Below are 25,950 nucleotides of genomic sequence, written 5' to 3'. Positions count from 1 at the left end.
TCAGCTCTTGCCACGAAATGGCGAAGACAAGGCTCGATCACTGTCTGCCGCAATGAAATCAAGCACTTCCATCGCTTCTTTGCAGTCAGCAAACTCATCCCGAATGGCCGATGCTTTTTCACGGATCGCACCTTCCTCATCGAACAACGCCTTGTAGGCCTTGCGCACACGATGGATGGTGGCACGATCAATGCCAGCCCGCGTCATGCCAACGACATTCAGACCGCCAAGCAGGCCCGGATTGCCGTTCAACATGCCGTAAGGGATGAGATCATAGCTACAGGCAGAAAGGCCGCCAATGAACGCTTGCCGCCCAATGCGCGTAAACTGATGCACGGCACATCCGCCACCCAAAATCGCCCGATCCCCAATCTTGACATGCCCTGCCAACATCACGTTGTTCGAGAGAATGATATGGCTGCCAAGCTGGCAATCATGAGCGACATGCGAATTGGCCAGAAAAAGGTTGTGATTGCCCACAACGGTGCGGCCACCGCCATCGACAGTGCCGCAATTGATCGTCACACCTTCGCGCATCGTGCAATGATCGCCCACGTCCAAGGTCGTTTCCTCGCCCGTGTGATGCACGCTTTGCGGATCGCCGCCAATCACCGCATTGGAGAATATCTTGCCGTGAGCGCCAATTGTCGTGCGCCCGGTGACAACCGCATGCGCCAGCAATACAGTGCCTTCGCCCAGCACCACCTTGGGACCAACATAGCAAAATGGTCCGATGGTGACATTGTCCCCAATCACTGCGCCATCTTCTATGACACTTGAGGGATGAATGCGCGCGCTGGCCGAAATGGATGTCATTGTTCTTCCTTACGTACGATCATCGCTCCGATATCGGCTTCCGCCACGAGAGCGCCATCAACTTTGGCATCGCAATGGAATTTCCAGATATTTCCACGCTGCTTCTGCTTGGCAACGTGATATTCCACACGATCTCCAGGTACCACAGGCTTGCGGAAACGGGCGTTATCAATCGTCATAAAGTAGACAAGATCCCCACCATTTCCCGATTTACGCGCGCAAATTGCGCCAGCCGTCTGCGCCATGCCTTCAACCAGCAAAACACCGGGCATAATGGGTTGAGTTGGGAAATGGCCGGTAAAATGCGGCTCATTTGCCGTCACATTCTTGATGCCGATCGCAGAACTGTCACCATCAATATCAATAATGCGATCAACCATCAGAAAAGGATAGCGATGCGGAAGGAGTTTCATGATCTCCAGAATATCCGCCTGCCCCAATTCGTTCTGCTCAATAGTCATTTCTGCCCCTTTCTCGCTTTAGCTCTGTTTTCAGATCGAGCCATGATCTCAGCACAATCTCGCAGAAATTCCCCAAGTGGACGCGCTGGTACTCCGCCGAACTTCTCGCCAGCAGGAACATCACTGACCACGCCACTCATCGCGGCGATTTGAACGCCATCGCCGATCTTGATATGGCCATTCAGACCCGCACCGCCACCAATCAGCACGCCGTCACCAATCACGGTACTTCCCGCAATGCCAACCTGCGCAACAATACCGCAATGGCGACCGATGCGAACGTTGTGACCAATCTGAACCTGATTGTCGATCTTGGTGCCCTCACCGATCACGGTGTCATCCATCGTGCCGCGATCAATGGTGGTATTTGCGCCAATTTCAACATTGTCTTGAATGATCACGCGACCGATTTGCACGATCTTGACCATGCCACGGGCTCCCGGTGCGTAACCGAAGCCATCCTGACCAATGCGCGCGCCATTATGAATAATCACCCCGTTGCCAAGATAGGCAGCAAGCACACTGGCTCCGGCAGCAATTGAACAGTTGCGCCCGATCTTGACACCACGACCGATAATGGCCCCCGCGCCGATATGACATCCCTCGCCGATCTCGACATCTGCACCAACCACCGCCATCGGCTCAATGGTCACGCCGTCTTCAAGCCGTGCTGATGGATCAACGAAGGCCGCAGGAGAAATAGCCGCTGTTTGTGAACGGGAAATGTGCAAAGGAAGCTGCGCCTCCGGGTGCAAAATCTGCCCGGCAGTTGCAAACGCAGCGTGTGCATTCTTGATCAGGAGAACAGGAATATGGGATGGCACCAGTGAACGAAGCGCGGGATCACATAAAACAGCCCCCGCATCGCAAGTCTCAAGCTCATCGCGATTTCTTCTCGAAAGAATGTAGCAAAGCTCGCTTTTCTTGGCCCGGTAGACCGGCGCAACGGATCGAATAACCCGATCCTCTGCGCCGTCACTTGTCACCAATTCCGCCCCAAGCTTCTCAGCCAACTCTTTCAAGCCAACTCCCGCATGGGGCGGGTAAAAATGTTCATGCTCCATTATACAATCCCAGACCTCTGAATTCGTCTGAGGTTCCGACTATAGAAATCAGAACTGGTTCGCAATGGAGAATCGGAACTGTTGCACTTTGTCGTAGCTCTGCTTGACAACAGGCTGTGCAAAATCGAACCGCAATGGACCAAATGGCGACGCCCAGATGATACCGGCACCAACAGACGCGCGCCATTCCATATCAGAACCCTGCACACCACCGCTGTTTTTGACATCATTACCATAGAGCGTTCCGGCATCACTGAACACCGCAAGTCTCAAACCAGCGTCCTGCGGAACACCCGGCACTGGCATGCTGGCTTCAGCAGAGGCTGTGAAATAGGTTGTGCCGCCAAGCGGATCTTCGTTGGTTGGCATACGAGGACCGATGCCGTTGTTCTTGAAACCACGGATTTCCTTGCCACCGATCTGGAACTGGTCGAACACATTCAGGTTGCTACCCGTTGCCATAACGTGACCGCCACCAACAGAAAGCGATCCGATAACATCAAGCTCGTCGGAAAGCGTCTTATAGTATTTCGCCTTACCGTAGATTTTGTAGAACTCGGAATCACCGCCAAGACCGGCAAATTCATGCGTGAAGCTGGCGTAGATACCTTCATGCGGCAACGTGCGATCATCGAGCGTGTTATAAACAAAGCTCTGCGAAACCGACGACTGAACCCAAGGGCTGCCAGCAATCAAATCGAGATAGGGTTCAGACATCACGTCGTCACCACCACCACGCACACCGTTGGCACCATAAGCACCATTATTACGATACTTGATTTGCTTATAAGTATAACGGAATGTCGTCGCCAAATCTTCGGTAATCGGCGCGGTTACACGGATCGTGCCCCCTTGCTCATCATACTTATAGTAATCGTTGCTGCTGGTTGTGCTCTTGAAAATATCAAAACCGACAGCAAGCCGATAACCGAGGAAATAAGGCTCGGTGAACGAAAGGTTGTAGGTCTGGCTGTTATCTGTGCCAGCGCCCGCAGCAACACGAATATACTGGCCGCGACCAAGGAAGTTCTTTTCTTCCACGGATGCCTCAAGCACGAGGCCGCCGCCACCAACAGCATAACCTGCACCAATGCCGAACGAACCAGTGGACTGATCCTCAACATTCACGACAATGATCACACGGTCAGGAGCACTACCTTGCGCTGTCGTAATATTGACAGAGCTGAAATAGCCCAGCGCTTCAAGCCGACGCTTCGCACGGGAAATAACTTCCTGATTGAAAGCATCACCTTCGCTGATATCGAATTCGCGGCGAATAACGTAATCGCGCGTACGCGTATTACCTCTGATTTCAATACGCTCGACGTAAGCGCGCTCACCCTGGTCCACCATGTAGGTAACACCAATTGTGCCCGTCTGCATATCGCGATTGCCACGAGGCACGATACGAGCAAAAGGATAGCCCATTGCAGAAACGCGCTTGGAAATGGCTTCCATCGACTTCTGAATTTCGCGAGCGCTGTAAATGCTTCCTGTCGAAGTCGTAACAAGACCCTTCAACTCGGCAGCATCAACACCGGCAACAGAGCTGTCAACGCTGATATCGCCAAACTTGTAACGCTGACCTTCGTCGACCGCGATATTGATCGTATATTCGTTGGTCTGCTCGTTGAGCGACGCGTCAGACGATACAATTCTGAAGTCCGCATAACCATGATTGTAGTAGAACTGACGCAACTGCTCTTCGTCAGCCTTCAGCTTGTCTTCGTTGTAAACATCCTTGCGGGTCAAGAAAGACAACGGGTTCGATCGCTTGGTACTCAACACCGCAGCAAGGCGGCTGTCGCCATAAGCATGATTGCCGGAAAAATTAATCGCGGCGATCTTGGTTCTGTCACCTTCATTGATGACGAAAGCAAGATTGATGCGGCCCGCACCGACAACGGCTGTCTGGGTTGTCACCTGAACATCGCTACGACCAATTGCAGCATAGGCGGCCTTGATACGGCTGATATCCGCATCCACCAATTCCTTGCTATAGGGTCCGAGCGGCTGAGTCTGAACAACGGTCTTCAGCTTGTCATCCTTGATCTTCCGGTTGCCGTTGAAGACAACCTGATTGATCAACTGATTTTCGCTGACGTTAACAACGAGGGAGCTTCCGGAAACAGAGATCTTCACGTCCGAAAAATATCCGGTTCCATAAAGGCGCTTCACAGAATCATCGATATCGGAATTCGTGAATGCTTTTCCCGGCTGGATCGTCAAGTTCGAGCGCACAGCATCCGAACCAACGCGAGTTGCCCCGCGAACATCGATACGCTGGATGACTGCAGCATTTGCCACAGAAGTAGACGCGATAATACCGATCCCCGCACTCAGGGAAACTACACCAGCAGACAGCGCTACCGCCGACACCGCGTTCAAAAATTTTGAACCAGCCTTCATGTGAACTTCTAACCTTTTTTCCGTTGTCCCTCGGTCAAAAAACCGACTCCGGTACTTTGGTGGTTTTAACCGCTTTTGCTCTACAAGCAAGATAGCAGGTTAATTTCCATTTACTTCGTTTCAATTTGCGGCAGTTTCATTGCACCCAATTTGAAACATCGTAAACAAATCCTTTCGATCAATGCAAGCCGTAACCTAGCCAATCAATCGACTAATATCATTCCAGGTCGCAAACACCATGAGCGAAAGAATCATGACCATTCCAACTCTGAACGCGATCTCTTGCGCATAGGCACTTACCGGCTTACCCCGAACTGCTTCAATCGCATAAAGGAATAAGTGTCCGCCATCAAGCACCGGAATGGGCATGAGGTTAAGTAAACCTATGGAAACCGACAGAACAGCGGCCAACTGCAGCAATGCTGCCACACCCAGGGTCGCAACCTGGCCAGAAGCCTGCGCAACACGGATAGGACCACCCAGCTGATCGGCATTCATGTGCCCTGCCAACATGTTATGAATGTAATCGTATGTGCCGGACACGATGTTCCATGTCTGCTGAACACCCTCTTTTATTGATTCGGCCACACCAAGTTTTTCCACACGAAAATTACCGCTTTTCGCCGTGGTCATAATGCCAATCTGGCCAACTTCCATTTTATTGCCAAAGCGATCGGTCGTTTCGGTGCGGCGTGGTGTCAGCGTCATATCGATATGCTGATCTCCACGTTTGACGGTCACAACAATCGGCACTTCTGGCCGAACACTGACATAGCGCACAACGTCGTCAAAGGTTTTCACGCGGCTTCCATCGAGTGCAAAAAGCACATCGCCTGGCTCCACGCCTGCCTCGGCAGCTGCACTTGCAGGCTTCACCTCCGCGACAACCGGATCTGAAACCGCTTTGCCATAGAGGCTGAAGGTGACCGAAAAAATTAAAATTGCCAGCAGGAAATTAGCAATTGGTCCGGCGGCAACAGTTGCCGCACGCTTCCAAAGCTTCGCACCGTTCAATGTTCTGGCGCGCTCTTCGCTCGACATGGCGTTCAGCTCGGCCGCATTGCCCTTGCTGGACGCATCAGCATCGCCGAAGAAACGAACATAGCCGCCGAGGGGGATCAAGCTCAATTTCCAGCGTGTGCCATGGCGGTCATTGAAGCCGACAATTTCGGGGCCAAAACCGAGCGAGAACGCAAGAACGCGAATGCCAGACCAGCGGCCGACCAGGTAATGCCCCATCTCGTGCACAAACACGATGAGCGAAAGAACCAGGACGAAAGGGATAATGTACCCAGTCAGGAAACCGAAAATAGCCATAAGCCCGCTCACTCTTCCACAGCCCCCGCACCAAAAAATCTTATCGTGGCAGTGTTAAAGCACAGCTGGAGGCTTCGCGCCAGATCAAAGCGCAAAGGCGCTATGCAACTGATACCGCGGATAAAAAAGCAAGGGCTTCGGCTTCGGTTCACTTCCCGACAAAACCAAAAAGCAAACCGCCAATCGAATCAGTTGAACCGTTGCTGCTGGCCGCTAGCGACATGGCGATTATAAATGCACCAAAACTGGCCGTCGCCAAGCCATCGACGCGATCCATGACACCGCCATGGCCGGGAATGAGATGGCTCGAATCCTTGGCACCAAACCGGCGCTTGATGAAGGATTCGAAAAGATCGCCCATTTGGCTGAGTACAGACAGAGCCAAAGCGAGAATCGGGATCCACAGACCAGAGACTGAGAAGTAGCTGAAAGCGACGATATAGCCGCCGATCACGCCAGCAATCGTGCCGCCAATTGCCCCTGACCAGGTTTTGCCGGGAGAGATGCGCGGCGCAAGCTTTGGTCCGCCCAATGTCCGTCCAACGAAATAGGCGAGTATATCGGTGCTCCAGACGATCACGAACACAAACAGCATGGCAACAAAGCCTAGGGCATCATCGTCGCGAATGGAGGCAAGAGCGACGATACAGGCACCGGAATAAAGGACACCAGCCGAAAGCCACCAGGACCATCGCCATATAAAGGTTGCCAATATCAGCGTCACGGTAAATCCGCCCAGCAATGGGAGACTAAGGGTCATATCACCGAAAACAACGTTTAGCGCGATCACCGCCACCGAGAACCAGCCGGCTGCAACCCCGCGAATGCTGTTTGCTGCGAGGCCGGTCATGTGCGACCACTCCCAAAATACTGTCAGACCAATGACGGCAGCAAGGCAAGAAAAATAAAAACCGCCAAGCCATGTGGCTGACAGAACGACAATCAGCATGACAATAGCGGATAGAGTACGAAGCCGAAGTTCACGCGTCATTGAAACTCACGAGCCTACGACGGAAACAGGTGGATTAAGGCCACCAAACCGCCTGTTGCGGGAGGAATATTGCGCGAGAGCTGCCAGGAAATTATCCTTGCCAAAATCCGGCCAATACTCTGGCACGAACATCAGTTCCGAATAGGCAGACTGCCACAAGAGAAAATTGGACAAGCGCTCTTCGCCACTTGTGCGAATGATCAGATCGGGGTCAGGAATGCCTGCCGTGTCCAGACGTGCGGAAATCGCTTCTTCTGTCACGCCATCGGCGGCCACGTCCCCTGAGCCTATATCGCGCACAAGAGCGGTCACAGCGCGGGTGATCTCGTCACGCGCGCCGTAATTGAAGGCAATCACCAGCGTCATTCCCGCATTGTCGCGGGTTTTTTGCTCGGCCTCGATCAAAAGGTTGAGGATGTCGCTTTTGAGATTGGCTCTGTCACCAATCACCCTCACCCGGACATCGCGCGCATGCAATTCGGCAAGATCACGACGAACGAATGTTTTCAGCAACCCGAAGAGATCGATGATTTCCGTTTCGGGTCGGCGCCAGTTTTCCGAAGAGAAGGCAAAGAGCGTCAGATATTTAATGCCAACATCTCCCGCCGTGCGCACAACGGTATGAAGCGCTTCCATACCCTGCCTGTGGCCATAGGCACGCGGCATATTGCGCGCATTCGCCCAACGTCCGTTGCCATCCATGATGATAGCAACGTGTTCGGGTAAGGCGGGAGACATAAAACTCGTCATATCAGGTCCTGCATTGACGTCTCAAATCGGGCACCAATGGCTGCTTTTGCATGTCGTGTTCGACTGGTCTGAGTTGAACAATAATGTTCATGCCCAAAAAGAAGGATAAAGCACGGCTGCACTTTATCCAATAAAACGCGCCCCGCTTTAGACGTGCATGATTTCCTTTTCCTTTTCGACAAGCAAGCGGTCGATCTCGGAAATCGTATCATCAGTCATCTTTTGCACCTTTTCAGACAGAGAGCGGGCATCGTCCTTGCCGATATCGCCGTCTTTTTCTGCCTTTTTCAGGTCATCCATCGCATCACGGCGAACGTGACGCGCGGCCACCTTTGCACTTTCGGCATAGCCATGACCAACCTTGACCAAAGACTTGCGGCGCTCTTCGTTGAGTTCCGGCAAAGGAATACGAAGATTCTGACCATCAACAATCGGGTTCAATCCGAGATTGGATTCGCGAATGGCGCGATCAACAGCGCTGACCATGCTTTTATCCCAGATCGAAACGCCCAACATGCGTGGCTCCGGCACAGTGATATTCGCAACAGTGTTGAGCGCCACACGCGAACCATAAGCCTCGACCATGACGGGATCGAGAATGTTTGCCGAAGCACGGCCGGTGCGCAATGACGCAAGGTCGTTCTTGAATGCATTGATTGCGCCATCCATACGACGCTTCACATCATTGAGGTCAATACCAACTGTCATGTCGAAGTCTCCGTAAACTCTTGAGAGCTTTTTGTTCGTCTTGTCGGGAATGCAGCGAACCGCCGTTCCTCGCAAACTTTCATCGCGTCTTGAAAACGTTAAATCGGGCCTGTGTCAATCGTCGCTGACAACCGTCTTCAATCCACCGCCGGCCAGAATTTTACCAAACTCGCCCTTTTCGTGAATTGAGAACACGATAATTGGAATATTATTCTCACGGGCGAGCGCAACCGCCGTCACGTCCATCACTGCCAGGCCTTTTTCAAGCACTTCGCTATGGGTCAAAGTGTCGAAACGTGTGGCGTTTGGATCTTTTTTGGGGTCGGCGGAATAGATCCCGTCAACCTGCGTGCCTTTGAAGATTGCCTGAGCGCCAATCTCGGCACCACGCAGGGTGGCTGCCGAATCGGTGGTGAAGAACGGATTGCCGGTGCCGCCCGCAAAAATTACCACGCGGCCTTGCGACAAATGATGAATGGCGGCGCGCTGCGAAAAGCTCTCGCAGATCTCCGGCATGGCAATGGCCGACAAGACAACCGTTTCAACGTCTTGCTTGCGCAAAGATGTGGCCAGCGCCAAAGCGTTGATCACGGTGCCCAACATGCCCATATGGTCGCCGGTGACGCGGTCACCGCCCTTGGAGGCCACAGCGACACCGCGGAAGATATTGCCGCCGCCAACCACGACGCCCACTTCAACGCCCATGGCGCGCGCCTCTGCGATGTCGGAGGCGATTCGATCTGCAACAGCAACATCAATGCCGAATCCCTGGGAGCCCATCAGAGCTTCTCCAGAGGCTTTGAGAAGAACCCGTGTGTAAAGGGGTTTGGAGGTCATGGTCTCTCCTGAAAGTGAACTTGAGGCTGTCAGGTGCACATTGAACCTGACAGCCTCGCGATTCTTGTGTGGCCGTTTGTCTGTCGGGAAAACCAGTGACCGCTTTTCCCTGACAAACTCTAAATGCCGGATACACGAAGGGCACCGCGTTGTCACGCGATGCCCTGAGTTTTCCCATGATAGGAGCGTCTTACGGTAAAGACCGATCAGCCCTTGGCGACAGCAGCAACTTCTGCTGCGAAATCGCTTTCTTCCTTCTCGATGCCTTCGCCGAGCAGAAGACGAGCCATGCCGACAACTTCGATCGCAGCGCCAGCTTCTTTTTCAGCTTCCTTGATGGCGGCACCAACTGTCAGGTCTGGGTTGACCACGAAAGCCTGCGACAGAAGAGCAACTTCTTCAAAGAACTTGCGCATACGGCCATCAACCATCTTTTCGATGATTGCATCTGGCTTGCCGGATTCACGAGCCTGTTCAATGAAGATTGCGCGTTCGCGATCAGCAACAGCCTGATCGACTTCTTCGGCGCGGATTGCCAGCGGGTTGGTTGCAGCAACGTGCATGGCAACCTGACGACCGATGGAGGTCAGAACAGCCTTGTCGCCAACAGACTTCAGAGCCACGAGAACGCCGAGCTTGCCGATGCCGTCGCCAGCCGCGTTGTGGATGTAGGTGGCAACAACGCCGTGCTCAACTTCGAGCAGGGCGGCGCGGCGCAGAGCCATGTTCTCGCCGATGGTGGCAATTGCGTCCTTGATGGTGTCGGTGACAGACTTGCCAGTTGCTGGGTAGGTTGCAGCAGCAATTGCGTCTACAGAACCGTCTGTGGTCAACGCAACATTGGCAACGCCGCGAACGAGTTCCTGGAAGGAATCATTGCGGGCAACGAAGTCGGTTTCGGAGTTCACTTCAACCACAACAGCCTTGTGGCCAGCGCCAGCAATACCGATCAGACCTTCGGCTGCGGTACGGCCAGACTTCTTGTCGGCCTTGGAAATGCCCTTGGCGCGGAGCCAGTCAATGGAGGCTTCCATGTCGCCATTGTTTTCAGCCAAAGCCTTTTTGCAATCCATCATGCCTGCGCCCGTCATTTCGCGCAGTTGCTTCACCATTGCAGCAGTGATCTCGGTCATTGTTTGCCTCTTGTGTCTGTTCATGGGCGGGCCAGCCAACAGAATCTGTCACCAGCACCCGGACTGGGCACGACTTGTACCCGGAAATGTTACACCGTGATGAAACCCTGTCATCACAAGGATCAGGCAGATGCACTCTGCCGATCCGCTCATTGAGCGAAAGGAGCGGGCCGCCACACAGTGTTTCGCTGAGGTGGCGGCCCATCAATCCGTAGAACCTATCATATCTCTATAAAATCAAGGATATGTTCTATATTCTTACCATAATGGATAAAAGAGCGCGGGCTGGTGACAGCCCGCTCTCCTTCTCATTAAGCTTCGGCAGAACCGTCGAGCGCAGGCTCAACAGGCGCTTCGAAAGAAGCGCCGATGTCACGGCCCGAAGCGCCCTGCTGGCGAGCGATACCATCGATGGCAGCGCGCGAAATCAGGTCGCAATACAGAGCGATGGCGCGCGATGCGTCGTCATTGCCTGGGATCGGGAAGTCGATCAGGTCAGGATCGCAGTTCGAGTCGATGATAGCAACGACTGGAATGCCCAGACGCTTTGCTTCGTCGATGGCGATCTTTTCCTTGTTGGTGTCTACGATTACCATCAGGTCAGGGGTGCCGCCCATATCGCGGATACCGCCAAGAGCCTTTTCAAGCTTTTCGCGTTCGCGCTCAAGGTTCAGGCGCTCCTTCTTGGAATAGCCCTGTGCTTCCGAATTCAGGATCTCGTCGAGCTTGCGCAGACGCTGGATCGAATTGGAAATGGTCTTCCAGTTGGTCATCATGCCGCCGAGCCAGCGGGAGTTGACGTAGTACTGAGCCGAACGCTTGGCAGCATCAGCAATCAGATCAGAAGCCTGACGCTTGGTGCCAACGAACAGAACGCGACCACCACGAGCAACAGTGTCGGAAACGACCTGAAGGGCGCGCGACAGCATAGGAACTGTCTGAGCCAAATCGATGATGTGGATGTTGTTACGATCGCCGAAGATGTACGGCTTCATCTTTGGGTTCCAGCGATGAGTCTGGTGACCAAAGTGAACGCCAGCTTCCAGAAGCTGACGCATGCTAAAATCAGGCAATGCCATGCCTTTTCTCCTTTTCCGGTTTAACCCCCATGAAGCAAACAGCGCTCTTTGCAGATACGCCACCGGGCGGAACCATTCGGATTTCTCCCGAACAATCCCATGCTTCACGTGTGGAATGCCGGTCGCCATATAGCGATTTGACCAGCAAATCAAGGCTAGGACACTAAAAACCCACGCATGACGCTATTTTTCCGCATTGCAGGTTTCGGCTGGCAGCATTTCCAGCTTCGTGAGGTTTCCGGTCAAAATCACATCGCCGTAATCCAGCGTAAGATCGCGAGTGATGCCATTGTCATAGAGATTGAAGGACTGGGTATAAATTGGCAACTGATCGCCAGACGACTTGTCTTCATAATAAGCAATGGAAACAGGCCAATAGCTATGGCCAGACAGAGGGTCTTTGTTATCCTTGGCAAGAGTTTCGGTTTTGCCCAACACCGTGGTTGTCAGATAGCTTTTGTCGCCATCTTCCGTGCCATCAAAGATGCGTGTTTCAAAAAACCGATTGCCCTTGCGGGCATGATCAATCATCTCAAGCACATGCTGGCTTGGAAAAAGCGCCTTGGCCAATTGCAGTTCACGCTGCTGCGGCTCTTTCAGCTCCACTTGCAGGCCACTGGCCTTGCCCATGGCAAAGCCTTTGACATCCTTGTCCAGCTTGTCATCGGTGAAGGATTTGCTTTCAAAATCAAAACGGCTGGCCCCGACATTTTCAAATGTTCTGATCTGCTGATCGGTGACGCTGACCTGATCGCCCGTTTCAATCTTGGTGACAAAACGAAAATTGGTTTTATAGCCGGTACAGGTCGAACCGTTAAACTCATAGACCATGCGCCCGCTCATATCATCGACGCCCGATTGATCCGTGGCCTTCTTCAGGCTGATATCATAGGTGGCCCGGTGAGGGGCAAGAATCGTCTGCGTGTGCGGATCAACCTTCACAGGTGTCATTGCCGTGTTAGCTGAAAGTGCCAGAACAAGGGCCAAGGTCGCCTGCGGCATGCATAATCTCCTGTTGCAGTCTGTTACAATGCTATAAGAACTGAGTTGTCAAAAGCGAGGCAGTTCCGCCTCCCATACACGTTTATCACCACGTTTCAGTCGAATACGGGATTTGATCATGTCCGAAACCATTGACAGCCGCCTCGCCACCCTTGGCATCACCCTGCCTGTTGCGGCCACGCCTGCCGCAAACTATGTTTCTTTCGTCATCAGCGGCAATCTCCTTTATCTCTCCGGCCAACTGCCCATGGAGAATGGCAAAATTGCTGTCACAGGTCTTCTGGGTGCGGATGTTGAACTGGCAGACGGCCAGCGCGCAGCGGAGCTTTGCGCCATCAATATTCTGGCACAGGCCAAAGCCGCATTGGATGGTGATCTTTCGCGAATCGTCAAGGTCATCAAGCTCAATGGCTTTATTGCTTCTGCACCGGGCTTTACCGATCAGCATCTTGTGATGAATGGTGCCTCCAATCTGATTGCCAATGTGTTGGGTGAGGCGGGCAAACACGCGCGCGCCGCCGTCGGCATGGCCGCCCTGCCCCTGAACGCTGCTGTTGAAGTTGATGCCATCATGGAGATCAGCCTGTGATCGATGCCAGCTGGATCAAGGATCTTCCTGTCGCCCACCGTGGCTTTCACGACCAGAATAAACTGATTTGGGAAAACACGCTTTCGGCGGCAGCGCGTGCCGTGGAAGCTGGTTTTGCCATTGAGTGCGACCTGCAATACACCACCGACAGTGTGCCCGTGGTGTTTCATGACGACGACATGCAGCGCCTTTGCAATATGACTGGCGATGTGCGCGACCGCACCGCAGCCGAGTTGAAGCTGATGTCGATTGGCGGCACCAAAGACAAGGTGCCAACGCTGAAACAGCTGCTGGATCTGGTCAAGGGTCAGGTGCCGCTGATCATCGAACTCAAGGGTCGGCTGGGGAACGACGAGGGCTTTGTCGAAGACGTGCTCGAGGTTCTCAACGGCTATCAGGGAAAAGTTGCCCTGATGAGCTTTGACGTCCATCTGCTCAAAGAGTTAAAGGCGCAAAACTGCCCCTATCCTGTTGGCCTCACAGCTGAAGGCACAAAGCCCGAGAGCTTCTTTGCTCATGATGAAGCCATGCAGCTGGGATTGGATTTCATTTCCTATTGCGTGGCGCATCTGCCCAACAGCTTCATTGAAGCCCAGCGGCAGAAAAACATTCCCGTGATTACCTGGACTGTCAGGGATGAAATCATGCGGGCGCAGACCTATAAATATGCAGATCAGATGACGTTTGAAGGGTTTGATCCCAGAGACCCGGTCGTCACTGCGTAAGTTGGAGCCGCATGACCGAGGAAGTCACAATCAGGGTTGAGCAGTCGTTCAAGGACATTGCACAGTCTGCGTGGGACAGGCTTTCCGGTGCCAGCAAGGCATCGGAAAATGCCGCCTATAACCCGTTCAACAGCTGGGCCTATCTTTCATCCCTGGAAGAATCAGGCTCGGCCACCGCAAAAACCGGCTGGATGGGCCATCATCTCTTGATGGAAAGTGCATCAGGTCAGCTTTTGGCGGCCATGCCCTGCTATTTGAAAAACAACAGCCAAGGCGAATATGTGTTTGACCATGGCTGGGCCGATGCCTTTGAGCGCGCCGGCGGACGATATTACCCCAAGCTTCAGGCATCGATTCCATTCACACCTGCAACCGGCCCTCGGCTGATGGTGGCACCCGGCGTTGATGCACAAAGCGCTCATAAAGCGCTGTCGAGCGGATTGGCGGAGGTGGCAAAGCAACTGGGCGTATCCTCCGCCCACGTGACCTTTTTGCCAGACAATGAGTGCACGAGCTTTGAAGCGGCAGGTTTTCTGCCGCGCACCGATCAGCAGTTTCACTTTATCAATGAAGGCTATGCCGATCACGACGCCTTTTTGGAAACACTGGCCTCGCGCAAGCGCAAAACCTTGCGCAAGGAACGTCGCGCAGCCCTTGACAACGGCATTACCATTGACTGGCTGACCGGCAAAGATCTCACTGAAGACATCTGGGATCAGTTCTTTGCTTTTTATATGGACACAGGCAGCCGCAAATGGGGCAGGCCCTATCTGACACGGCAGTTTTACGCGCTGATTGGCGAGCGCATGGCCGACGATATTTTGCTGGTCATGGCCAAACGCAATGGGCGCTACATTGCCGGTGCGATCAATTTCATTGGCTCCGAGGTGCTGTTTGGTCGCCATTGGGGCTGTATCGAAGACCACCCCTTTTTACATTTTGAAGTGTGCTACCATCAGGCCATTGATTTCGCTTTGGCCAAAGGCTTGAAAAAAGTCGAGGCAGGCGCACAAGGCGAGCATAAGCTGGCGCGCGGCTATCAGCCCGTCACCACCCATTCAGCCCATTATATTTCGCATCCCGGCTTGCGACGGGCCATTGCCGATTATCTCGAGCATGAGCGTCGCGAGGTGGCCCATGCGCAGGAATATCTGGGCGAGCATACCCCGTTTCGAAAGGGTGAGCGACAGATGCGTGATGGCGAAGAATTTGATGGTTAGCGCCGGTTGCCTTGCGCTAAAAACAAAAATTACGATTCGATATTGAGGAGACCTCCATGAGCATTTCGGCCTATGATCCGGACAACATCTTTGCAAAAATCATCAAGGGCGAGATTCCATCGGTCAAACTCTATGAGGACGATGACACGCTGGCTTTTATGGACGTCATGCCACAAGCGCCCGGCCATTTGCTGGTCATCCCAAAGCAAGGATCACGCAACCTGCTGGATGCCGATCCCTCCGTTTTGGCGAAGCTGATCCCTGTGGTGCAAAAAATGGCTGTGGCCGCGCAAGAGGCCTTTGACGCTGATGGCGTCTATGTGGCGCAATTCAACGAGCCAGCTGCGGGCCAGACCGTGTTTCACCTGCATTTCCACGTCATTCCCCGCCACGAAGGCCAGCCCTTGAAACCGCATGTTGGCGGCATGGAAAATATTGAAGTGTTAAAGGCCAATGCCGCAAAGATCATTGCGGCTCTATAAAAACGCCAATCCAAGCGCCAGCAGGGCAAGCGAGACAGTCACACCAACGATGATGCGCTGCCCTGCCACTAGGAAGGCCACAAAACCGAGACCGGTGGCCGCAAGCCGCAACCACAAAGGTGAGGCGGCCAATGCCCCGGTTGGAAAAACGATAAGTTTGGCGGTCACGGCCATCACCAGCGATGTGGCCACCGCCCTCACCCAATACAGAGGCTCCGAGCCTTCTTGCAGGCGGTTTCCGGCAATCACCCCCAGCCAGCGCCATAGATCGGTTGCCAGCCAACCGGCAACGATAATTACCACATAGGGCCAATACTCCGCCATCACGCAGCCTCCTCAGCAAGGGCCGCTTTGGCGCGCCCACGAATGAAAAAGCGATCAATCAGATAGGCCAGGGTTCCACCACCAATCCCGGCAATCAAAATATCAAAACCGGGAACGATGAGGGCAAGGAGCGGGCCGGATACGATTCCGATCACAAACGCAACCTTCACCACCGTTTGGCGGCCAGTTGCCCAGATTGAAGCGACAAAATAGACCGGTGTGAGAAAAAACAGCACGCCTGCAACAAGGGGCGGAAATGTTGACACCAGACTGTAGCAAACGCCCACCAATATCGTGTTGACCGCCACCAGTGTCAGACCAAATCCAGCAAAGTAAGCAATGCGGCCTTCGCGCGGGATGGTTTTCAGATTGGCCATGGCAAACACCCAGGCGGTGATGGCAACAAAATGAGACAGGATCAGCAACAGCCAGGTTGGTGTCTTGCTACCACGCATTTCCGGCACCAGTGATGCGACCATCGGCATCATCCGTATTGATGAGAGCGAAACGGCCAAAAAGCAGGCCAGCAGACTGGCACCACTGCTCATCATGCCAATCAGAATCATCTTGGCTGGCAGCGCCCAGATGATCGCCGTCATAAACATGGCTTCGCCGCGACCAATGCCGCTCTCAACCGCAAATGCGCTAAAACCAACAAACGACACCATGAGGATCATGGCCGGGATACTGAAGAGACCACGCATGCCAATCAAAAACCAGCGGAGCTGCGGGCGGGTCTGAAAAAACGACGATAACATCAACAAACCTATCAAAACACAATGCCGGGCAGCGTGCCCGGCATTGTTGATTTTCCATCGCGCGATGGACGCTTATTTCTTCTTTGGAACCTTTGGCACAGAACTTTTCTTTACCGCAGGCTTGCTGTCATTCAAGGACTGCACTTCTGGTTCTGCCTTTGCCTTTTTGGCTTTCGGCAATGGCTTGGTCACAACCTCACCATCATCATGCATGGCTTCGATCTGCTCGGCTTCCGGCTTCGGCTCGACAGGCGTTGCGTCAGAAACGCAATCGAGAGTGAGGCCATCTGTTCCATCATCCTTGGTGGCAACACCAACCTTGACCAGACCGCCCTTCTTGAGTTTGCCAAACAGAATCTCATTGGCCAGCGGCTTCTTGATATGCTCCTGAATGACCCGACCAAGTGGCCGTGCACCCATTTTTTCGTCATAGCCCTTGGTTGCCAGCCATGCCACGGCTTCAGGCGACAGCTCAAAGGTAACGCCACGGTCAGACAATTGCGCTTCCAACTGCATGACGAACTTCTGGACCACCTTGTGAATGACTTCACTGGGCAGCGGCGTGAACGGAATGATCGCGTCCAGACGGTTGCGGAATTCCGGCGTGAACAGGCGGTTGATGGCCTCCTCATCCTCACCGCTGCGCTTGGAAGAGCCAAACCCAATCGCCGATTTCGCCATTTCAGATGCGCCCGCATTGGTCGTCATGATCAGAATGACATTGCGGAAATCGATCTTCTTGCCGTTATGATCAGTCAGTGAACCGTGGTCCATAACCTGCAACAGAATGTTGTAGATATCCGGATGGGCCTTTTCGATTTCGTCCAGCAGCACCACGGAATGTGGATGCTGATCGACACCATCGGTCAACAGGCCGCCCTGATCGAAGCCGACATAGCCGGGAGGCGCTCCAAGCAGGCGCGACACCGTATGGCGCTCCATATATTCCGACATGTCAAAGCGCTGCAATTCCACGCCCAGAGACGAGGCGAGTTGCTTGGCAACTTCTGTTTTGCCAACCCCGGTGGGGCCTGAGAAGACGTAAGAGCCAATCGGCTTGTTTGGCTCACGCAAGCCAGCCCGCGCCAGTTTGATGGCGGTTGACAGGGCTTCAATTGCATCATCCTGACCATAAACCACCGAGCGCAGTTCCTGCTCAAGATTGGCCAGAACCATCTCATCGTCCTTTGACACCGTCTTGGCCGGAATACGGGCCATGGTGGCAATGGTCACTTCGATTTCCTTCTCGGTGATCAATTTGCGTCGACGCGACGTTGGCAACAACATTTGGGCCGCGCCAGTTTCATCAATCACATCAATGGCTTTGTCGGGCAGCTTGCGATCGCTGATATAGCGGGCCGATAGCTCCACAGCACTTTTAATGGCTTCGTTGGTGTAACGCAGCTTGTGATAGTCCTCGAAGTAGGGCTTCAAGCCCTTCATGATCTCAATGGCATCATCAATCGATGGTTCATTGACATCAATCTTCTGGAAACGACGCACCAGAGCGCGATCTTTCTCAAAAAACTGCCGATATTCCTTGTAGGTTGTCGAACCGATGCAGCGAATCGCACCAGAGGACAAAGCGGGCTTCAGCAGGTTTGATGCATCCATCGCACCACCCGATGTAGCACCCGCACCAATCACCGTGTGAATCTCATCGATAAACAGCACGGCACCGGGATAATCTTCCAACTCCTTGACGACCTGCTTCAAGCGCTCTTCAAAATCGCCACGATAGCGGGTGCCAGCCAGCAGCGTGCCCATGTCGAGCGAGAAAATGGTGGCATCGGCCAAAGCTTCCGGCACCTTGCCTTCAACAATGCGCTTGGCCAGACCTTCGGCAATCGCGGTTTTACCCACGCCGGGATCACCCACATACAGCGGGTTGTTCTTGGAGCGACGGCAAAGCACCTGAATGGTGCGGTTCACCTCATCATGACGACCGATCAGCGGATCAATCCGACCCTTCTTGGCCTTTTCATTGAGGTTGACGCAATAGGCCTTCAAGGCATCCGGCTGTTTCTTGGCCGGGCCTTCTTCGTGGTCGCGATTGGCCTTGCTGCTGGCTTCGCTTTCTTCTTCAACGCCGCGTGGCGGGCGTGATTGCGAGGTGCCGGGGCGCTTGCCAATGCCGTGGGAGATGTAGTTCACCGCATCATAACGGGTCATTTCCTGCTCTTGCAGAAAATAGGCCGCATGGCTTTCGCGCTCGGCAAAGATCGCCACCAGCACATTCGCGCCAGTCACCTCTTCACGGCCGGACGATTGCACATGGATGACCGCGCGCTGAATAACGCGTTGAAATCCGGATGTGGGTTTGGAATCTTCGTCATAGCCAGTCACCAGATTGGCCAGTTCGTTATCGACGTATTCGCTCACTGTCTTTCGCAAGACGTCAAGATCCACATTGCACGCCCCCATAACAGCGGCAGCATCGGCATCTTCTATCAACGCCAGCAGCAAATGCTCGAGAGTTGCGTATTCGTGATGACGCTCATTGGCAAAAGTGAGAGCCTGATGCAGCGCCTTTTCCAGGCTTGGAGAAAATGTTGGCACGGTCAGATCCTCATTTCTTTTCCATGACGCACTGCAGCGGGTGTTCGTGCTGTCGTGCGAAGTCCATGACTTGGCTTACCTTGGTTTCGGCGACCTCATAGGTGAAGACGCCGCATTCCCCTACCCCGTGGTTATGCACGTGCAGCATGATGCGGGTTGCTGCTTCCCGGTCCTTTTGAAAAAAACGCTCAAGTATATGTATCACGAACTCCATCGGCGTGTAATCGTCATTCAGAATGAGAACACGATACAAGTTCGGTTTTTTGGTCTTCGGCTTCGTGCGCGTGATGACAGACGTGCCCCGATTGGGTCCGTCTCCACCATTTCCCTGCCGTTGCATGACGATCGGTTGCGCGATCATGTTCAATATAGTCTCCCGACACCCGGTCTTTTTGGCAGAATCCGAATCTGCAGGACGTTAACCTGTCCATAAGGTAGTTCATTTCTCGACGATTTTAAGCCCATTGCCCATCACTTCAAACAGAATTGCGCAGTCTCATTCCGAAAACCCTTAAGACACTGCAACTTCATCGTCTAAATTTCAGTTTTTCACCCATTCCCGCTATTGGTGCTTCACCCAATCTGCGGCAATGTCCTCTCGCAAGATAGGTCTTAATTTACATCCTTCAAGCGAAAGCCCCAATCGCAATCATGGCAAACGCAAAACAATCTTGCGAAGCGAAATGTCGCAGACCTTCACTGCCCGAAGCTGACCAATAAGCAGTGCGGCTGCGCGCGATTGTTCTGGTCGTCGAGCGCTGGAGCGCTACATTGAGCGCACCCGACGTCGCGGGATGACGCGAAGGGCGCGAAACATTAAATGAGCAATGCAGGACAAAAAACATGATTTCAAAATGGCGATGGATTGTACTGCGATTTGTAAAAAGGCTCTGGTTTCGCCCGGCAATCTTCGCGCTCATCGGCCTGGCAACGGCCCTGTTTTCGGTTTTCTTCTCACCGCAATTGCCACCTTCACTGGCGGGCAAAATCGGGGCTGACGCCGTGGATGGAATACTCAACATTCTGGCCACCAGCATGTTGACGGTTACCACATTTTCCCTAACCTCCATGGTCACCGCCTATGGCTCCGCCGCAAGCAACGCCACGCCAAGAGCAACACGCCTTGTGGTCGAGGATTCCACAACGCAGAATGTGGTGGCCACCTTCATCGGTGCCTTTCTGTTCAGCCTTGTCGGCATCGTCAGCCTCAGCACCGGAGCCTATGGAGACCAAGGGCGCGTTATTCTGTTTGTTGCAACCTTGATTGTCATTGCCGTCATCGTGCTGACTTTGCTGCGCTGGGTGGATCACCTTTCGCGCCTTGGCCAGATGATAGATACGATTGGCAGGGTCGAAGCCGCTACAGCCAACGCCATGCAAGCACGGCAGGGTAATCCCTATCTCGGAGGCCTGCCGCTGCCCAAAAGCCCAGAAAGCGACCTCTCCGGCTTTATCATCCACGCACAAGCGATAGGCTATATTCAGCATGTCGACGTCGGAGCCTTGAATACGATTGCAAAAGAGCACAAGACCGTTCTCGACCTGATGGCCGTCTCTGGGAGTTTTGCAGGCCCCAACCGGCCCATTGCCAAGCTTGGTGTGGCTGTTGATGACAAAACCAAAGCCTCTATCCAGGCTGCATTCACCATTGCCGACACCCGCTCCTATGAGCAGGATCCGCGTTTTGGTTTTTGCGTTTTGTCGGAAATCGCCTCACGGGCCCTATCACCTGCGGTGAATGATCCCGGCACGGCCATTGATGTCATTGGGCGCGCAGTTCGTCTTTTGGCCATGATGCAGCCCGGCGAAGACGAAAAAACCGATCCTGAACGAAAAACATCTGACGTTGCCTTTCCTCACGTTCGCGTTCCCGCGCTCGACATTCAAGATCTGTTTGCCGACGTCTTTGCGCCAATCGGTCGCGATGGGGCAGCGATGATTGAAGTGCAAATCTGCCTGCAAAAAGCATTGGCAGACCTCTCATCATACGGTGACGACTTCACACTGGCTGCCAGAACACAGTCGCGTCGGGCAATGCAACATGCAAAAAAGGCTTTGGTATTAGCGGAAGACTTTGACAGGCTGAGCGACATTCGAACCGATATTTAACGAACCTTTTCGACGGCAAAGAGGCGTAAGCTGCAAAACAAAAGCGGCCGCCCGGGAAGGCGGCCGCCAGACTGGCGACAAACCCTAAATTTATCCTCGACGTCATGCTCGGCCCTGTGCCGAGCATCTAACCACGCTAATTTCATAAGCAGAGTCAATTGCTTATCCAGCCACGGCAGACCCTCGGGACAGGCCCGAGGGTGACGAAACGTCGAGCGAGAGGTTTGTCAATAAGCTGACGGCCGCCCAGGGAGGCGGCCGCTTTGTTCAGAGTATATCAGGCTGTGTCAAAAAACAGGACTCAACTTTTTTTCGACAAACTCTCTCAATCAGTGCTGATAATTATGCCGTTGGCGCGACAGAGGCAGGCTTCGTTGCTTTTGCCACAGGCGCTTCATAAGACTTGTAAGCTGTCTTGGCCAAATTGGCATACATTTCGCCAATCTTTGTTGCTTCGGCAACAAAGGATTCATAGGAGTTTTTGGCGAATTTGGTCTGCAATTCAACGACGGTTTCGATGCTGCGTGCAGCGGTGAGCTGCTCGACAAAACTGGTCAATTCCTGAACCGACTTCTTGGAATATTCAGTCGCTTCGGCCGCGATAGACTGAAAGCTCTTCGTTACTTCCGCATAATTTTTTACGGCAGCGTCCATAGCTTCCTTGCTCTTCTTGCTGGCTTCTTCGATATTGATCATGCGAGCACTCCTTTTTCCTCTTGCTCCGGGCACAATAGAACATTGCCCTAAAAAAGGTCAAGTTAATTTGTGCAATGCACCATCCCTCAAAAGTTGCAATCATCAAAAACAAAAAGGGTGCCCACGCCTGTGAGCACCCTTCTGAATGCGATATAACGAGATATTTCAATCAGTAACGCAACGCGCGATTACAGATCCACGTCGAGAATGGCCATCGAAAAATTGTAGGAAAGATCGCCATCTTCATCGTCTTTGAAAACGACGCCGAGAAACTCTTCGCCGACATAAACCTCTGCCGAGTCATCCTTGCGTGGACGAGCCTTGACAACCATTGTTGGATTGAAGGTACGCTTGAAATAGGCGTCCAGCTTCTTGATTTCGTCTGCTTTCACACATGTCTCCATCGGTCTTCCACAGCGCAACGGCTTGCAACAGCCTTGGGGCGGCGCTGTGGTTTTTAAAATTCCAGCACAATCATCACCAATCGGGACGATCAGCAAAGTTACGCCATGACTTCATAAGCCTTCAACCAAGGCAGCGCCAAGGCAAAAATCACACAGAAAATCACATTGCAGCGTTATGCATTTCGCAAATCACATAAAACACGCTGCAACATTTATGCATGCTGCACCATTTTCTCCTGCAATCCACTTTGATGCAGGATGTCATGCCGTCGCTTGGGGCAGCCATTGGCATGAAAGCCAATGCGAAACACCTCAAGCCAGCCGCTTGTTGCACGGGCCAAACTGCCATGTAAAGCCGCGATTGCACACATCAGCAGCATTACCCAAATCTATCTGCCCTGATTTAAGCGAAACACTTGCTTAAGCGAAACGCGCCGCAGCATTCCATCACACGCCTGCGACCATCTGGTCCATGGAGCGTGCAGGCTCTGCACAACCGGCCTCGCCAACCACCTTGGCAGGCACGCCTGCCACAGTCTTGCCCGGCGGCACAGGCTTTAACACAACGGAGCCTGCGGCAATGCGCGAACAGCAGCCGATGTCGATATTGCCCAGCACTTTCGCGCCCGCACCAATCAGCACACCATTGCCAATCTTCGGGTGACGATCTGCCCCTTCTTTTCCGGTGCCACCCAGAGTGACACCGTGAAGGATGGAAACATTGTCGCCAACGCGCGCCGTCTCGCCTACAACCAGACCTGTCGCATGATCCAGAAATATTCCGCGCCCCATGAAAGCCGCGGGATTAATGTCTGTCTGGAAAACGCTGCTTGACCGGCTTTGCAGATAGAGGGCAAAATCACGCCGGTTGTTGGTCCAAAGCCAATGGGCCAGCCGATGCGTTTGAATGGCGTGAAAGCCCTTGAAATAAAGTACCGGCTCGATAAACCGAGAGCAGGCTGCATCGCGATCATAATAGGCCTGAATATCAACGCGAAGGATCGAGCCCCACTCCGGCCAATCCTGAAGCATCTCATCAAAGGTCTGACGCAGCAGTGCGGACTGCAAATCGGGATGGTCCAGCCTTTCGCAAATGCGATGGATGACGCAATCTTCCAGCGACCGATGGTTCAGCACGGTGGAGTACAGAAAAGCCGCCAACAAGGGATCTTGATCTGCGGCACACCGTGCCTCTTGCTTCAGCGTATCCCATATCGGGTCCATTGGCTTGATCATCTCCCGCTTCGCAAGATCGGTCTTGGCCGCCATGGCAATCTCCTCATTGACGTTCGCGCTCCAATATATAGATCATATGTCTCTGAGACCAGATGGGAGCTGAAAAATGAAACAAGCGCGCATATTTGGTGGTGGCGGTATCCGTGCTGCCGGACAAAATGGCATCGGCGCTTTGATTTTTGATAATCCAGCCCGAAAAAATGCGATCACCAAAGCCATGTGGCGCGCTATTCCCGATGCTCTCGATTGGCTTTTGGAAGACGGACAGATCCACTGCATTGTCATGACAGGCGGCGGCCAAAAGGATTTCAGCGCCGGTGCCGATATTTCCGAGTTTGCCACCGAACGCGCCACCGCCGTTCAGGCCCGCATGTATGAGGCGGAAAACAGCACCGCATTCACCGCCCTTCGCGAGGTTCGCATTCCGGTGATTGCCTCTATCCGGGGGGCTTGCTACGGCGGTGCCTTTGGGCTGGCAGCCGCCGCAGACCTTCGCATTGCCGACGACACCGCCGTGTTTGCCATTCCCTCCGCCCGTCTGGGTCTCGCTTATCCGGCGGATGCGGTTGCCGATTTGCAGCGCGGCTTGGGAAGCCAAATGGCCCGGCACTTATTGTTTACCGGTGCCGCCCTGCCCGCCAAAGAGCTTTTGGCCTGCGGCTTTCTCAGTCAGGTTGTGGCACCAACGGCTCTTGAGGGTGCCGCCTTTTCTCTGGCGCAGACCATAGCCGCCAATGCGCCGCTTTCCGTCTCTGCGGCCAAGCTTGCTTTACGGGCCAGCGAGAGTGAAGATGAAAACCTGCTGACCGAAGCGGCGGTGCTGGGAGCGGCCACCTTTGAAAGCGCCGATTATCTCGAAGGCCGCACCGCATTTCTCGAAAAGCGGCCTCCGGTTTTCAAAGGAGAGTAGAATAACTCAAGGCTGGTCGCCAGGCTGATCAAGTTCGCGATAAAATTCGAGCACGGCGGCCTTGAACACTCGGTCGCCCACAGCCAGCATATGATCGCGATTGGGAATATCGAGAGCGCGGGCATTGGGCATCAAGTCGGCCAGTTCCTGCGCTGATCCGGCAATATCATCCTTTGTGCCCACACCAATCAGAGTCGGAACGGTGAGGCGTCCAAGTTCTTCGCGCGTCACAAGATCGCGCGACGTGCTGATGCAGGCGGCAAGGGCCAGACGATCACTGCGGGTCTGCTCGGCAAACGCGCGAAACATCCGGCCACGCTCATGGGTCACCACATCAAGTGATGGAGCCATGAGCGCATCGGCAATCGGATCCCAATCACCAACGCCGTCGCACATGCCAATCCCCAGACCGCCAAACACCAAGGATCGAATGCGTGTTGGAAAATCCAGCGCCATAAAGGCAGATATACGCGCGCCCATGGAATAACCCATGACATGGGCCTGCTCGATGCCAAGGTGATCCAGCAAAGCCGCCGCATCTGAAGCCATGTTTTCGGGATGGTAAACCTCTGCCTCGTGCGGTTTATCGCTTTGGCCATGGCCGCGATTGTCCAGCGCAATCACCCGGTAGCCTGCATCTACCAGTGTCTTTAGCCAGCCGGGATGAACCCAATTGACCATCGCAGAGGAGGCAAAGCCGTGAATCAGCAAAACTGCCGGAGCCGATGGATCGCCCTCATCAAAATAGGCAAGCGACAGCCCATCATGGGTAAAGCGGGAAAAAGCAGGCACATTCAAGTTCATAATCATCAGTCCGTCAGTCAGGCCATCATCAGGCACAAGAGAAAATCTTTCCGCAACGATAGTGTACCTACCGCCACTCGCAAGCCCAACACCTTGAAAAACTGTGGGCCGCTTGCTGCATTGCCACTACACTTTTGCGAAAAAGAGGGCTAATGTCTGACCAACCCGTTGAGGCGGATTGTTGGGGCTGTATGAGAGAATATGACCGCCCGGCACTGCCGCAACCGTTTTCATCTTCTGCAAACCCCGGCGCTGAACCGTGTTGGGGGTTTTTGCAATTCAAGGCATTCGGAGCATAGACATGGCCGGTCATCACATTCCCCATTTCCAAAATGATGGCGGACACCAGCTTATTGAAATTGGCGTGAAGGAATTCATGTGCACAGGCGCTTCTGTTCCCTTTGACCATCCGCATATTTTCATGGACCTTGGGCAGGACAACGAGAAAGTATGTCCTTACTGCTCCACCCTGTACCGCTACAACAGCACCTTGAAGGCAACCGAGACTGTTCCGGCTGGTTGCGTATTCCACGTTAAAGCAGCCTGATCTCACGCAGGCAGACGGAT

Annotated in this window: 27 protein-coding genes; 7 read left to right on the top strand and 20 right to left on the bottom strand. The window is 53.6% G+C overall.

Going from position 1 to position 25,950, the window contains the following annotated elements:
- From lpxA to E6C51_RS03465, 12 genes are all read right to left on the bottom strand, one after another.
- Nucleotides 1–816: an acyl-ACP--UDP-N-acetylglucosamine O-acyltransferase gene (gene lpxA / locus E6C51_RS03520; RefSeq protein WP_190235026.1), complete on the bottom strand. Its 816-nt coding sequence runs from the start codon at nucleotides 814–816 to the stop codon at nucleotides 1–3.
- Nucleotides 813–1,277 carry a 3-hydroxyacyl-ACP dehydratase FabZ gene (fabZ, locus tag E6C51_RS03515; protein WP_146930155.1) on the bottom strand — a complete coding sequence of 155 codons (465 nt, stop codon included), beginning with the start codon at nucleotides 1,275–1,277 and terminating at the stop codon, nucleotides 813–815. Before fabZ ends, lpxA begins: the two co-directional genes overlap by 4 nt.
- Nucleotides 1,274–2,341 carry a UDP-3-O-(3-hydroxymyristoyl)glucosamine N-acyltransferase gene (gene lpxD, locus E6C51_RS03510; protein ID WP_190235025.1) on the bottom strand — a complete coding sequence of 356 codons (1,068 nt, stop codon included), beginning with the start codon at nucleotides 2,339–2,341 and terminating at the stop codon, nucleotides 1,274–1,276. Before lpxD ends, fabZ begins: the two co-directional genes overlap by 4 nt.
- A gap of 48 nt (nucleotides 2,342–2,389) precedes the next feature.
- On the bottom strand, nucleotides 2,390–4,750 hold the full coding sequence (bamA, locus tag E6C51_RS03505; RefSeq protein WP_146930162.1) for an outer membrane protein assembly factor BamA: 2,361 nt from the start codon (nucleotides 4,748–4,750) through the stop codon (nucleotides 2,390–2,392).
- Nucleotides 4,751–4,945: 195 nt separating this feature from the next.
- A complete protein-coding gene (gene rseP, locus E6C51_RS03500) occupies nucleotides 4,946–6,067 on the bottom strand; it encodes an RIP metalloprotease RseP (protein ID WP_146930165.1) in 1,122 nt (373 codons plus the stop codon).
- 148 nt (nucleotides 6,068–6,215) lie between these two features.
- Complete coding sequence (locus tag E6C51_RS03495; protein ID WP_146930168.1) at nucleotides 6,216–7,058, bottom strand: phosphatidate cytidylyltransferase; 843 nt, start codon at nucleotides 7,056–7,058, stop codon at nucleotides 6,216–6,218.
- Between the two features lie 6 nt (nucleotides 7,059–7,064).
- Nucleotides 7,065–7,808, bottom strand: a complete 744-nt coding sequence (locus E6C51_RS03490; RefSeq protein WP_190235024.1) for an isoprenyl transferase — start codon at nucleotides 7,806–7,808, stop codon at nucleotides 7,065–7,067.
- A gap of 147 nt (nucleotides 7,809–7,955) precedes the next feature.
- Nucleotides 7,956–8,516: a ribosome recycling factor gene (frr, locus tag E6C51_RS03485; protein ID WP_146930174.1), complete on the bottom strand. Its 561-nt coding sequence runs from the start codon at nucleotides 8,514–8,516 to the stop codon at nucleotides 7,956–7,958.
- 114 nt (nucleotides 8,517–8,630) lie between these two features.
- Nucleotides 8,631–9,353 carry a UMP kinase gene (pyrH, locus tag E6C51_RS03480; protein ID WP_146930177.1) on the bottom strand — a complete coding sequence of 241 codons (723 nt, stop codon included), beginning with the start codon at nucleotides 9,351–9,353 and terminating at the stop codon, nucleotides 8,631–8,633.
- Nucleotides 9,354–9,559: 206 nt separating this feature from the next.
- Entirely contained in the window at nucleotides 9,560–10,486 is a 927-nt protein-coding gene (gene tsf / locus E6C51_RS03475; RefSeq protein WP_146930180.1) for a translation elongation factor Ts, read from the bottom strand.
- A gap of 311 nt (nucleotides 10,487–10,797) precedes the next feature.
- Nucleotides 10,798–11,565 carry a 30S ribosomal protein S2 gene (rpsB, locus tag E6C51_RS03470; RefSeq protein ID WP_146930183.1) on the bottom strand — a complete coding sequence of 256 codons (768 nt, stop codon included), beginning with the start codon at nucleotides 11,563–11,565 and terminating at the stop codon, nucleotides 10,798–10,800.
- Nucleotides 11,566–11,748: 183 nt separating this feature from the next.
- Nucleotides 11,749–12,567, bottom strand: coding sequence for a cell envelope integrity EipB family protein (locus tag E6C51_RS03465; RefSeq protein WP_190235023.1), 819 nt, complete (start codon nucleotides 12,565–12,567; stop codon nucleotides 11,749–11,751).
- Nucleotides 12,568–12,685: 118 nt separating this feature from the next.
- Here E6C51_RS03465 and E6C51_RS03460 point away from each other — a divergent pair, with 118 nt between their 5' ends.
- From E6C51_RS03460 to E6C51_RS03445, 4 genes are read left to right on the top strand one after another with little or no spacing between them, the layout of a single operon-like run.
- Nucleotides 12,686–13,156, top strand: a complete 471-nt coding sequence (locus E6C51_RS03460; protein ID WP_190235022.1) for a RidA family protein — start codon at nucleotides 12,686–12,688, stop codon at nucleotides 13,154–13,156.
- Entirely contained in the window at nucleotides 13,153–13,881 is a 729-nt protein-coding gene (locus tag E6C51_RS03455) for a glycerophosphodiester phosphodiesterase (protein WP_190235021.1), read from the top strand. Before E6C51_RS03460 ends, E6C51_RS03455 begins: the two co-directional genes overlap by 4 nt.
- A gap of 11 nt (nucleotides 13,882–13,892) precedes the next feature.
- On the top strand, nucleotides 13,893–15,101 hold the full coding sequence (locus E6C51_RS03450; RefSeq protein WP_190235020.1) for a GNAT family N-acetyltransferase: 1,209 nt from the start codon (nucleotides 13,893–13,895) through the stop codon (nucleotides 15,099–15,101).
- 56 nt (nucleotides 15,102–15,157) lie between these two features.
- On the top strand, nucleotides 15,158–15,583 hold the full coding sequence (locus E6C51_RS03445) for an HIT family protein (RefSeq protein ID WP_190235019.1): 426 nt from the start codon (nucleotides 15,158–15,160) through the stop codon (nucleotides 15,581–15,583).
- Here E6C51_RS03445 and E6C51_RS03440 read toward each other — a convergent pair.
- The 4 genes from E6C51_RS03440 to clpS all read right to left on the bottom strand — a co-directional run bounded on the left by E6C51_RS03440 (nucleotide 15,578) and on the right by clpS (nucleotide 19,585).
- A complete protein-coding gene (locus tag E6C51_RS03440) occupies nucleotides 15,578–15,910 on the bottom strand; it encodes an AzlD domain-containing protein (protein WP_190235018.1) in 333 nt (110 codons plus the stop codon). The genes E6C51_RS03445 and E6C51_RS03440 overlap by 6 nt on opposite strands.
- On the bottom strand, nucleotides 15,907–16,665 hold the full coding sequence (locus E6C51_RS03435; protein ID WP_230987033.1) for an AzlC family ABC transporter permease: 759 nt from the start codon (nucleotides 16,663–16,665) through the stop codon (nucleotides 15,907–15,909). The genes E6C51_RS03440 and E6C51_RS03435 overlap by 4 nt, the downstream gene beginning before the upstream one ends.
- Nucleotides 16,666–16,737: 72 nt before the next feature.
- Nucleotides 16,738–19,224 carry an ATP-dependent Clp protease ATP-binding subunit ClpA gene (clpA, locus tag E6C51_RS03430; RefSeq protein ID WP_146930208.1) on the bottom strand — a complete coding sequence of 829 codons (2,487 nt, stop codon included), beginning with the start codon at nucleotides 19,222–19,224 and terminating at the stop codon, nucleotides 16,738–16,740.
- Between the two features lie 10 nt (nucleotides 19,225–19,234).
- Nucleotides 19,235–19,585, bottom strand: coding sequence for an ATP-dependent Clp protease adapter ClpS (gene clpS / locus E6C51_RS03425; RefSeq protein ID WP_146931224.1), 351 nt, complete (start codon nucleotides 19,583–19,585; stop codon nucleotides 19,235–19,237).
- 482 nt (nucleotides 19,586–20,067) lie between these two features.
- Here clpS and E6C51_RS03420 point away from each other — a divergent pair, with 482 nt between their 5' ends.
- A complete protein-coding gene (locus E6C51_RS03420) occupies nucleotides 20,068–21,333 on the top strand; it encodes a DUF2254 domain-containing protein (RefSeq protein ID WP_190235017.1) in 1,266 nt (421 codons plus the stop codon).
- A 342-nt stretch (nucleotides 21,334–21,675) separates the two neighbouring features.
- Here the strand turns inward: E6C51_RS03420 and E6C51_RS03415 are convergent, their stop codons facing one another.
- The 3 genes from E6C51_RS03415 to cysE form a co-directional block, all read right to left on the bottom strand.
- Nucleotides 21,676–22,029, bottom strand: coding sequence for a phasin family protein (locus tag E6C51_RS03415; RefSeq protein ID WP_190235016.1), 354 nt, complete (start codon nucleotides 22,027–22,029; stop codon nucleotides 21,676–21,678).
- A gap of 188 nt (nucleotides 22,030–22,217) precedes the next feature.
- The gene (locus E6C51_RS03410) at nucleotides 22,218–22,421 is read right to left on the bottom strand and encodes a DUF3126 family protein (RefSeq protein WP_075641160.1); all 204 of its coding nucleotides are present in this window, start codon (nucleotides 22,419–22,421) and stop codon (nucleotides 22,218–22,220) included.
- Between the two features lie 459 nt (nucleotides 22,422–22,880).
- Complete coding sequence (gene cysE, locus E6C51_RS03405; RefSeq protein WP_146930216.1) at nucleotides 22,881–23,702, bottom strand: serine O-acetyltransferase; 822 nt, start codon at nucleotides 23,700–23,702, stop codon at nucleotides 22,881–22,883.
- Nucleotides 23,703–23,775: 73 nt separating this feature from the next.
- On the opposite strand from cysE, the gene E6C51_RS03400 reads away from it, so the two are divergent.
- Nucleotides 23,776–24,579 carry an enoyl-CoA hydratase-related protein gene (locus E6C51_RS03400; RefSeq protein WP_190235015.1) on the top strand — a complete coding sequence of 268 codons (804 nt, stop codon included), beginning with the start codon at nucleotides 23,776–23,778 and terminating at the stop codon, nucleotides 24,577–24,579.
- A gap of 6 nt (nucleotides 24,580–24,585) precedes the next feature.
- Here the strand turns inward: E6C51_RS03400 and E6C51_RS03395 are convergent, their stop codons facing one another.
- Nucleotides 24,586–25,383: an alpha/beta fold hydrolase gene (locus E6C51_RS03395; RefSeq protein ID WP_190235091.1), complete on the bottom strand. Its 798-nt coding sequence runs from the start codon at nucleotides 25,381–25,383 to the stop codon at nucleotides 24,586–24,588.
- A 301-nt stretch (nucleotides 25,384–25,684) separates the two neighbouring features.
- Here E6C51_RS03395 and E6C51_RS03390 point away from each other — a divergent pair, with 301 nt between their 5' ends.
- Entirely contained in the window at nucleotides 25,685–25,930 is a 246-nt protein-coding gene (locus E6C51_RS03390) for a zinc-finger domain-containing protein (protein ID WP_146930222.1), read from the top strand.
- Nucleotides 25,931–25,950 lie beyond the last annotated feature (20 nt).

The organism is Gillisella terrae (genome assembly GCF_004801395.1).
GTDB lineage: Bacteria > Pseudomonadota > Alphaproteobacteria > Rhizobiales > Rhizobiaceae > Allorhizobium > Allorhizobium terrae.
Note: the sequence above shows the minus strand (reverse complement) of the source record. Positions and strands in the feature narration are given on the sequence as shown.

Bases quoted from the DNA above. Each gene is read 5' to 3' on its own strand.
- E6C51_RS03450 (WP_190235020.1), top strand. From the start codon at position 13,893: ATGACCGAGGAAGTCACAATCAGGGTTGAGCAGTCGTTCAAGGACATT.
- frr (WP_146930174.1), bottom strand. From the start codon at position 8,516: ATGACAGTTGGTATTGACCTCAATGATGTGAAGCGTCGTATGGATGGC.
- E6C51_RS03395 (WP_190235091.1), bottom strand. From the start codon at position 25,383: ATGAACTTGAATGTGCCTGCTTTTTCCCGCTTTACCCATGATGGGCTG.
- bamA (WP_146930162.1), bottom strand. From the start codon at position 4,750: ATGAAGGCTGGTTCAAAATTTTTGAACGCGGTGTCGGCGGTAGCGCTG.
- rseP (WP_146930165.1), bottom strand. From the start codon at position 6,067: ATGGCTATTTTCGGTTTCCTGACTGGGTACATTATCCCTTTCGTCCTG.
- E6C51_RS03445 (WP_190235019.1), top strand. From the start codon at position 15,158: ATGAGCATTTCGGCCTATGATCCGGACAACATCTTTGCAAAAATCATC.
- E6C51_RS03490 (WP_190235024.1), bottom strand. From the start codon at position 7,808: ATGACGAGTTTTATGTCTCCCGCCTTACCCGAACACGTTGCTATCATC.
- E6C51_RS03495 (WP_146930168.1), bottom strand. From the start codon at position 7,058: ATGACGCGTGAACTTCGGCTTCGTACTCTATCCGCTATTGTCATGCTG.
- E6C51_RS03435 (WP_230987033.1), bottom strand. From the start codon at position 16,665: ATGTTATCGTCGTTTTTTCAGACCCGCCCGCAGCTCCGCTGGTTTTTG.
- rpsB (WP_146930183.1), bottom strand. From the start codon at position 11,565: ATGGCATTGCCTGATTTTAGCATGCGTCAGCTTCTGGAAGCTGGCGTT.
- tsf (WP_146930180.1), bottom strand. From the start codon at position 10,486: ATGACCGAGATCACTGCTGCAATGGTGAAGCAACTGCGCGAAATGACG.
- cysE (WP_146930216.1), bottom strand. From the start codon at position 23,702: ATGGCGGCCAAGACCGATCTTGCGAAGCGGGAGATGATCAAGCCAATG.
- E6C51_RS03400 (WP_190235015.1), top strand. From the start codon at position 23,776: ATGAAACAAGCGCGCATATTTGGTGGTGGCGGTATCCGTGCTGCCGGA.
- E6C51_RS03415 (WP_190235016.1), bottom strand. From the start codon at position 22,029: ATGATCAATATCGAAGAAGCCAGCAAGAAGAGCAAGGAAGCTATGGAC.
- clpS (WP_146931224.1), bottom strand. From the start codon at position 19,585: ATGATCGCGCAACCGATCGTCATGCAACGGCAGGGAAATGGTGGAGAC.
- pyrH (WP_146930177.1), bottom strand. From the start codon at position 9,353: ATGACCTCCAAACCCCTTTACACACGGGTTCTTCTCAAAGCCTCTGGA.
- E6C51_RS03460 (WP_190235022.1), top strand. From the start codon at position 12,686: ATGTCCGAAACCATTGACAGCCGCCTCGCCACCCTTGGCATCACCCTG.
- E6C51_RS03390 (WP_146930222.1), top strand. From the start codon at position 25,685: ATGGCCGGTCATCACATTCCCCATTTCCAAAATGATGGCGGACACCAG.
- lpxD (WP_190235025.1), bottom strand. From the start codon at position 2,341: ATGGAGCATGAACATTTTTACCCGCCCCATGCGGGAGTTGGCTTGAAA.
- E6C51_RS03420 (WP_190235017.1), top strand. From the start codon at position 20,068: ATGATTTCAAAATGGCGATGGATTGTACTGCGATTTGTAAAAAGGCTC.
- E6C51_RS03465 (WP_190235023.1), bottom strand. From the start codon at position 12,567: ATGCCGCAGGCGACCTTGGCCCTTGTTCTGGCACTTTCAGCTAACACG.
- fabZ (WP_146930155.1), bottom strand. From the start codon at position 1,277: ATGACTATTGAGCAGAACGAATTGGGGCAGGCGGATATTCTGGAGATC.
- lpxA (WP_190235026.1), bottom strand. From the start codon at position 816: ATGACATCCATTTCGGCCAGCGCGCGCATTCATCCCTCAAGTGTCATA.